Genomic DNA, 1,818 nt, shown 5'->3' with positions numbered 1-1,818 from the left:
GAGTTCGTGTTGAAGCGCCTGACGGCGTCGCTGGCTCCGCCGGATTCGATACGGCTTTCGATCGTCAACGGTCGCATCGTTGCCGAGGGTGAGGCTCCCGACACGTGGATCGACCGGGCGCGTGCCACCGCCCAACAACTTTCGGCAGGCGGGCCGGTCTTCGATATCTCCAAGGTTCGTGATGTTAGCCCCGAAGCACGCGMRGCGGAGCGCTGGCAGGCCTATGTGTCGCGACTGGGGGCCCAACCGGGCATCATCGTTGCAGATCAGAAGATACGCGATGGCCAATTCTATATTGCCGGCCTCAGAGACCCACTTGCCGCCGACCCGCAGTCGCTGCTGTCCGGAACGCAGGTAGATCCCGCCCGGGTTCATTCGCAGTGGCAATTCTATCAGAGCCTTGAGCCGGAGTTCGTGTTGAAGCGCCTGACGGCGTCGCTGGCTCCGCCGGATTCGATACGGCTTTCGATCGTCAATGATCGCATCGTTGCCGAGGGTGAAGCTCCCGACACGTGGATCAACCGGGCGCAGGCCGCGGCCCAGCAGCTTTCGGCAGGCGGGCCGGTCTTCGATATCTCCAGAGTCCGCGATGTAAGCCCCGAAGCACGCGAGGCGGAGCGCTGGCAGGCCTATGTGTCGCGACTGGGGACCCAGCCGGGCATCATCGTTGCAGATCAAAAGATACGCGATGGCCAATTCTATATTGCCGGCCTGAGAGACCCGCTTGCCGCCGACCCGCAGTCGCTGCTGTCCGGAACGCAGGTCGATCCCGCCCGGGTTCATTCGCAGTGGCAATTCTATCAGAGCCTTGAGCCGGAGTTCGTGTTGAAGCGGCTGACAGCGTCGCTGTATCCGCCGGATACAGTACGACTTTCAATCGTCAATGATCGCATCGTTGCCGAGGGTGAGGCTCCCGACACCTGGATAGACAAGGCGCGCGCAGCAGCCCGACAGCTTTCGGCAGGCGGACCGGAATTCGACATCTCCAAGGTTCGTGATGTGAGCCCCGACGCACGAGCGGCAGAGCACTGGCAATATTATGTGTCGCGACTTGAGGCTCAACCGGGAATCATCGTCGCCCAACAAACAGCGAGGGGTGGACATTTCTACATTTCCGGCCTGAGAGACCCGCTTGCCGCCGACCCGCAAGCTCTGCTGTCCGGAACGGAGGTTGATCCTGCCCGCGTTCATTCACAGTGGCAATTCTATCAGAGCCTTGATCCGAAGTTCGTGGTGAAGCGGCTGACGGCGTCGCTGACCCCGCCGAAATCGGTTCAGGTTTCGATCGTCCAAGGTCGCATCGTTGTCGTGGGTGAGGCTCCTGCCGCCTGGATCACTCGGGCGCAGGCCGCCTCCGAGCAACTTTCGGCGGACGGAGTGGTTCTGGATGTCTCGCAGCTGCGTGAGCTAAACCTTGCAGAACTTAATTATTTGAGAGAAGCCATCCAGACGACCGATATTTTCTTCTCGTCCGGCAAAGTTGTGCCGGGACCAGAGCAGGTGCCGGTTCTCGACAGGTTGGCGGATCAAATCAAGGAATTCGCCCAGAATGCCCGCAAGTCAGGCGTAACAGCGCGGTTCATGTTAACCGGGCATTCGGACGCCACTGGCCGTGAGACGGCCAACGCGTCGATCAGCGCCGCCCGCGCCGAGACAGTTCGCGCGCTTCTCAACAAGCGCGGCGTCCCTCCGGAACTGCTGCTGGTTCGGGGCGCGGGAACTTTTGAGCCGTTGGTGCCTGAAAATATTCAAACTGGCAGCTCCACCAATCGCCGGGTTTCGGTTACGGTAAACCTGGACTAGGGCGGGGCCCACGAT

1 protein-coding gene is annotated in these 1,818 nt (G+C 61.1%); it reads left to right on the top strand.

Annotated features, from left to right (window positions below):
- On the top strand, positions 1 to 1,803 hold a 1,803-nt coding region (locus ACXJ7R_RS31630; protein WP_457155242.1), incomplete at its 5' end, for an OmpA family protein.
- Positions 1,804 to 1,818 lie beyond the last annotated feature (15 nt).

The organism is Mesorhizobium sp. P5_C1 (assembly GCF_054049815.1).
This window is presented reverse-complemented; position numbering and strand designations above follow the sequence as displayed.